At 67.5% G+C, this 5912-nt stretch carries 6 protein-coding genes, 1 tRNA gene and 1 pseudogene; 7 read left to right on the top strand and 1 reads right to left on the bottom strand.

What is annotated here, in order from left to right:
* The 7 genes and pseudogenes from esaR to DPV74_RS38345 all read left to right on the top strand — a co-directional run.
* Nucleotides 1-252: pseudogene (gene esaR, locus DPV74_RS38375) on the top strand (response regulator transcription factor EsaR); the annotation flags it as partial.
* A 60-nt stretch (nucleotides 253-312) separates the two neighbouring features.
* Nucleotides 313-388 (top strand) — tRNA-Phe (locus DPV74_RS38370).
* A gap of 358 nt (nucleotides 389-746) precedes the next feature.
* Nucleotides 747-1481, top strand: a complete 735-nt coding sequence (gene queC / locus DPV74_RS38365; RefSeq protein ID WP_027788853.1) for a 7-cyano-7-deazaguanine synthase QueC — start codon at nucleotides 747-749, stop codon at nucleotides 1479-1481.
* 75 nt (nucleotides 1482-1556) lie between these two features.
* Nucleotides 1557-2189, top strand: coding sequence for a 7-carboxy-7-deazaguanine synthase (gene queE / locus DPV74_RS38360; protein ID WP_021163976.1), 633 nt, complete (start codon nucleotides 1557-1559; stop codon nucleotides 2187-2189).
* A gap of 18 nt (nucleotides 2190-2207) precedes the next feature.
* Nucleotides 2208-2660: a 6-carboxytetrahydropterin synthase QueD gene (gene queD / locus DPV74_RS38355; RefSeq protein WP_021163975.1), complete on the top strand. Its 453-nt coding sequence runs from the start codon at nucleotides 2208-2210 to the stop codon at nucleotides 2658-2660.
* A gap of 301 nt (nucleotides 2661-2961) precedes the next feature.
* Nucleotides 2962-3747, top strand: coding sequence for an HpcH/HpaI aldolase/citrate lyase family protein (locus tag DPV74_RS38350; protein WP_119339076.1), 786 nt, complete (start codon nucleotides 2962-2964; stop codon nucleotides 3745-3747).
* Nucleotides 3744-4538, top strand: coding sequence for a tetratricopeptide repeat protein (locus DPV74_RS38345; protein ID WP_119339075.1), 795 nt, complete (start codon nucleotides 3744-3746; stop codon nucleotides 4536-4538). Before DPV74_RS38350 ends, DPV74_RS38345 begins: the two co-directional genes overlap by 4 nt.
* Before the next feature lie 100 nt (nucleotides 4539-4638).
* On the opposite strand, the gene rodA is transcribed toward DPV74_RS38345, so the two are convergent.
* The gene (rodA, locus tag DPV74_RS38340; RefSeq protein ID WP_027788855.1) at nucleotides 4639-5787 is read right to left on the bottom strand and encodes a rod shape-determining protein RodA; all 1149 of its coding nucleotides are present in this window, start codon (nucleotides 5785-5787) and stop codon (nucleotides 4639-4641) included.
* Nucleotides 5788-5912: the final 125 nt, after the last annotated feature.

Genomic DNA, 5912 nt, shown 5'->3' with positions numbered 1-5912 from the left:
CCGACGCTCGGCGACGACATGGCTTCGGCGCTCGGCCTCGCGGGCCAGACGGCCGCGATCCCGTTCGACATTCCGTTGCGTGAAGCGCGCGATGCGTTCGAGCGTGCGTACTTCGAATATCATCTCGCGCGCGAAAACGGCAGCATGACGCGCGTCGCGGAGAAGACAGGCCTCGAGCGCACGCACCTGTATCGCAAGCTCAAGCAGCTCGGTGTCGAGCTCGGCAAGAAACCGTCCGAAGGCGCCGTATAAAATATTTTGCGAAAACACTTGCTCAGGTACGAATAGCTCGATATACTTTCATTCTTCGTTGGCCCGGTAGCTCAGTTGGTAGAGCAGCGGATTGAAAATCCGCGTGTCGATGGTTCGATTCCGTCCCAGGCCACCAGAATTAAAACCCCAAGAATCGGAAGGTTCTTGGGGTTTTTCGTTTGTGGTGGGGTTGGCGTGATGAGGCCCGCGGGCCCGCGAGCCCGGCAGTATTCGAGATGGCATGATAAAATCCGTGTCCGCTCAATAACTTAGCGCATCGCTTCATGCGCACGGCAGGCTGCCAGCGTGGCGCCGCCGTGGCGCGCGGCAACGATGCCGCGCGATGGGCGGTATAAGCGCTCCGCCGCGTTCGCGGCCGATTGCGCTGCCTATACTGGTCGAGCCGGCCCAGGCCGGCACGCGTCGGGCCGCCCGGCGGCAGCCGGCCCCGGGGCGCAGCGCGACGCGAGCCTACACATTCACGGAGTATCACGGTGATTCGGACAGACGCTAAAGACGGCGCGCTCGTGTTGTTTTCCGGCGGGCAGGACTCGGCCACGTGCGTGGCCTGGGCTCTGGAACGCTACCAGACGGTCGAGACGCTCGGCTTCGATTACGGCCAGCGCCACCGCGTCGAGCTCGAGTGTCGCGAAGGCGTGCGCGAAGCACTGAAGCGCGATTTTTCCGCATGGTCGGACCGGCTCGGCGACGATCACATGATCGACCTGTCGGTGCTCGGCGCGATCAGCGATACCGCGATGACGCGCACGATCGAGATCGAGACGGCGGCGAACGGCTTGCCGAACACGTTCGTGCCGGGCCGCAACCTGATGTTCATGACGATCGCCGCGGCGATCGCCTATCGCCGCGGGCTGCGTGTGCTGGTCGGCGGAATGTGCGAGACCGATTTCTCGGGCTACCCCGACTGCCGCGACGACACGATGAAGGCGCTGCAGGTCGCGCTGAACCTCGGGATGGACACGCGCATCGTGCTCGAGACGCCGCTGATGTGGCTCGACAAGGCGCAGACGTGGCAACTCGCCGAGCAGCTCGGCGGCGAAGCGCTCGTCGAACTGATCCGCGTCGAGACGCACACGTGCTACGTGGGCGAGCGCGCGGAATTGCACGAATGGGGCTTCGGCTGCGGCGAATGCCCCGCCTGCAAGCTGCGCAAGCGCGGCTACGAGGCTTACCTGAAGGGCGAGCGGGTGACCGAAGCGCCGCTGTGACGCGGGTGCGCCGGCAGCGCTGGATGAATAACGGATTCTGATCGACAACGAGCGGCGCGAGCCGGACGAAGCACGATGACTTACGCGGTCAAGGAAATTTTCTACACGTTGCAGGGCGAGGGCGCGAACGCGGGCCGGCCGGCCGTGTTCTGCCGGTTCGCCGGCTGCAACCTGTGGTCGGGCCGCGAAGAGGATCGTGCGGAGGCCGTGTGCCGCTTCTGCGATACCGACTTCGTCGGCACCGACGGCGAGAACGGCGGCAAGTTCAAGGACGCCGAAGCGCTCGTCGCGACGATCGCCGGCCTGTGGCCGGAGGGCGAGGCGCACCGCTTCGTCGTCTGCACGGGCGGCGAGCCGATGCTGCAACTCGACCAGCCGCTCGTCGACGCATTGCATGCGGCCGGCTTCGAGATCGCGATCGAGACCAACGGTTCGCTGCCGGTGCTCGAATCGATCGACTGGATCTGCGTGAGCCCGAAGGCCGACGCGCCGCTCGTCGTCACGAAGGGCAACGAACTGAAGGTCGTGATCCCGCAGGACAACCAGCGGCTGGCCGACTACGCGAAGCTCGACTTCGAGTATTTCCTCGTCCAGCCGATGGACGGCCCGTCGCGCGACCTGAATACGAAGCTCGCGATCGACTGGTGCAAGCGTCATCCGCAGTGGCGGCTGTCAATGCAGACCCACAAATATCTGAACATTCCCTGAGCCACGGCTTTTGACATCGTGCTGATTACCCGAAAACTCGAATTCGACGCGGGCCACCGCATTCCCGATCACCGCAGCCAGTGCCGGAACCTGCATGGTCATCGCTACGTGCTCGAAGTCACGCTGCGCGGCGATCTCGTCGATACCGAGGGGGCGCCCGACCGCGGCATGGTGATGGATTTCGCCGACGTGAAGGCGCTCGCGATGGAGCACCTGGTCGGCAAGTGGGACCACGCGTTCCTGGTCTACGCCCGCGACGAGGTCGTGCGCTCGTTCCTCGAGCAGATGGCCGACCACAAGACGGTCGTGATCGACCGGATCCCGACCGTCGAGAACCTCGCGGCGATCGCGTTCGACATCCTCGCGAACGTGTACGACGCGCACTACGGCGTGAACCTGCGGCTCGAGCGCGTGCGCCTGTACGAAACGCCGAACTGCTGGGCCGACGTCGAACGCCAGCCCGGCCGCTGATCCCGCCTTCCCGGCAGCCCCGCCAGCCGGCGCGGGCTGCCTGACGCCGCACCCGCGGCTTCGTCCCGCCCCCGTCCGTTCCCACATTCCGCGTAACGCCGCGCTATGATCGTTGCGTGGCGCCGGAAAACGCGGCCGTGCGCGATCGCGCGGCCGGCGCTGTCAGATCGGCCGTCCATGGCCGACCAACGATCCAGGGCCCGGTCCTGGCGCCGCCGTGCTTCGCTGCCCGGCGTGTCGCGCGCCGCTTTGCCCGTTGCTTGTCCCGTTCGATTGCCGTTCCGTCCAGGAGGCCGTATCGATGAGCACGCTCACCAATTCCCTCAAACAACGCCTGCACGACGGCGACGACCCGTTGTACGGCCTGTGGCTGTCGCTCGGCAGCGACTCGGCCGCGGAAGCGCTCGCGCATGCCGGCTACGACTGGCTCTGCATCGACATGGAGCACGCGCCGAACGACAGCCGCGATGTTGCATCGCAGTTGCGCGCGATCGCGGCCGCCCATCTGCCGAGCGAACCCGTCGTGCGCGTGCCGGCGCGCGAGCCGTGGCTCGTGAAGCGCGCGCTCGATGCCGGCGCGCGCACGCTGATGTTTCCATGCATCGAGACGCTCGACGACGCCGCGCACGCGGTGCGGCTGACGCGTTATCCGTCGCCCGAATCGCCGGACGGGCTGCGCGGTGTCGCGGGCATGGTGCGCGCGGCGGCGTTCGGGATGCGCCGAGATTACGTGCAGACGGCGAACGCGCAGGTCGCGGTGATCGTGCAGATCGAATCGGCGCGCGGCGTCGACGAAGTCGAGCGGATTGCGGCGCTGCCCGGCGTCGACTGCCTGTTCGTCGGCCCGGCCGATCTCGCGGCGAGCCTCGGGCATCTCGGCGACATCCGCCATCCGGACGTCGAAACCGCGATGGCGCGCGTGCTCGCGGCCGGCCGGCAGGCCGGCGTCGCGGTCGGCATCTTCGCGGGCGATACGGCGGCCGCGCGCCAGTATCGCGAGGCCGGCTACCGGATGATCACGCTGTCGGCCGACGTCAGCTGGCTGTTGCGCGCCACGCGGCAGGCGCTGCAGGAGGTACGGTCATGAACGGTGGCGACGGCGCGTGCCGTGGGCGCGTGCAGGGTGGGGCCGGGGCGCGCAGGCGGATCGGCGCGATGCTCGGCCTGTGGTGCGTGTGTGGCGTCTATGGCGTGTGTATTGCAGCGGGCGCACCGGGCGTGCCGCAAGCGAAGCCCGATCCATCGCGCGAGACGCAGTCGGCGGTCGCCGACTACAACGCCGGCGACTATCGCGCGGCGCTGGTGCAGTTCCACGACGCGGCCGAGCGCGGCGACCGTCTCGCGCAATTCAACTACGCGATGATGCTGCTGACCGGCGAAGGCGTGACGGCGAACGTCGACGAAGGGCTGCGCTGGCTGAAGCGCGCGGCCGACGCGAACATGTCGCATGCGCAGTACGTGTACGGGCGCATGCTCGACGACGGCGAGTTCGTCGCGCGCAATCCGGCCGAAGCGCATCGCTGGTTCCTGCGGGCGGCGAAGCAGGGGCACGTGCAGGCCGCGCTGTCGCTCGCGAACCAGTTCCTCGACGGGCGCGGCACGCCGCGCGACAACCGGCAGGCATTCGCGTGGTACAAGCAGGCCGCCGATGCAGGCGAGCCGACCGCGCAGTACGTGACCGCGTCGTTCTACGAGCGCGGGGGCGACGGTGTCGCGCAGAACCTGAACATCGCGCGGGCGTATTACGCGGCGGCGGCCGCGCAGGGCGACGAGACGGCCGGGCTGAAATTCAAGGAGCTGAGTGCGCGGCTGAAGGTGCAGGGGCCGGCGTCGGGTGCCGGCGCGGAGCCGGGCGGGACGCACGCGCCGGCGCCGTGAACGGAGGTCGCGCCACACCGCGCTGCCGCGTTCGGCAAGGACAGTCGAAAAAAAACGGCGCCGGGGCGCCGTTTTTCTTTCTGCGATGCGTACCGCGCGGTCAGCTCTTCATCAACCGCCGCTGCCGCCCGACGCTCATGATCATCCCGATCGCGATGCCGAGCGTCGTGAGCGCCGTGCCGCCATAACTCATGAACGGCAGCGGCACGCCGACGACCGGCAGCACGCCGCTCACCATCCCGATGTTGACGAACGCATAGACGAAGAACGCGAGCGTGAGCGAGCCCGCGAGCAGGCGGCCGAACAGCGTCGCGCCCTGCGCGGCGATATAGAGCCCGCGTGCGATCAGCGCCATGTAAAGCGTCAGCAGCACGAGCCCGCCGACGAGCCCCCATTCCTCGGAGAACACCGCGAAGATGAAGTCGGTGTGCTTCTCCGGAATGAACTCGAGGTGCGCCTGCGTGCCTTTCAGGTAGCCCTTGCCGAGCACGCCGCCCGAGCCGATCGCGATCACGGCCTGGATCGTGTGGAAGCCCTTGCCGAGCGGGTCGGAAGTCGGGTCGAGCAGCGTGCACACGCGGTGCTTCTGGTAGTCGTGCATCAGCGGCCACTGCACTTCGGGCTGGCAGATGCGATCTTCGAACACGGCGATCGAGCCGACCGCGATCACGCCCGCGACGAGCACCGGCACGATCAGCTTGAACGACAGGCCGGCGAGGTAGATCACGAAGAAGCCGGCCGCGAACACGAGCAGGCCCGTGCCGAGGTCGGGCTGCTTGGCGATCAGCCCGACCGGCACCATCAGGATCCCGAACGCGGCGATGAAGTCGTACCAGCGCAGCCCGCCTTCGCGGCGCTGGTAGTACCACGCGAGCATCAGGGGGGTCGCGATCTTGAGGATCTCCGACGGCTGGATCACGACGCCGACGTTCAGCCAGCGCTTCGCGCCTTTCTTGGTCATCCCGAACAGCGCGACCGCGACCAATAGCGTGACCCCGAACGTGTAGAGCGGGACCGCGAAGCGCATCAGCGTCGTGGGCGGGATGTTGGCGATCACCCACATCAGCACGAACGTCAGCAGGATGTTGCGCAACTGGTCCTCGACGCGGCCCGGCATGTCGATCGCCGCGCTGTACAGCGTGACGATGCCGACGCACAGCAGCAGGAACACGATGAGGGCGAGCGGGCGGTCGAAGCCCGCGAACATCTGCTTGATCTTGTCGAGCCAGGCGCGCTTGTCGAATTGCATGCCTTTCTCCGTTAATGAGCGGTGCCGGCGTCCGCCGCCTTCGCGGAGGCCGTCGCACGGTGGTTGTCGTCGCGCGGCGTGGCGACGAGCGGCTGCGCGTCACTGGCGGGCCGGCGCGGCCGGTG

This window comes from Burkholderia sp. HAN2018 (genome assembly GCF_024704855.1).
Lineage (GTDB): Bacteria > Pseudomonadota > Gammaproteobacteria > Burkholderiales > Burkholderiaceae > Burkholderia > Burkholderia cepacia.
This window is presented reverse-complemented; position numbering and strand designations above follow the sequence as displayed.

Excerpts from the sequence above, each read along its gene's own strand:
- DPV74_RS38350 (WP_119339076.1), top strand. The coding sequence starts at position 2,962 with ATGAGCACGCTCACCAATTCCCTCAAACAACGCCTGCACGACGGCGAC.
- rodA (WP_027788855.1), bottom strand. The coding sequence starts at position 5,787 with ATGCAATTCGACAAGCGCGCCTGGCTCGACAAGATCAAGCAGATGTTC.
- queE (WP_021163976.1), top strand. The coding sequence starts at position 1,557 with ATGACTTACGCGGTCAAGGAAATTTTCTACACGTTGCAGGGCGAGGGC.
- DPV74_RS38345 (WP_119339075.1), top strand. The coding sequence starts at position 3,744 with ATGAACGGTGGCGACGGCGCGTGCCGTGGGCGCGTGCAGGGTGGGGCC.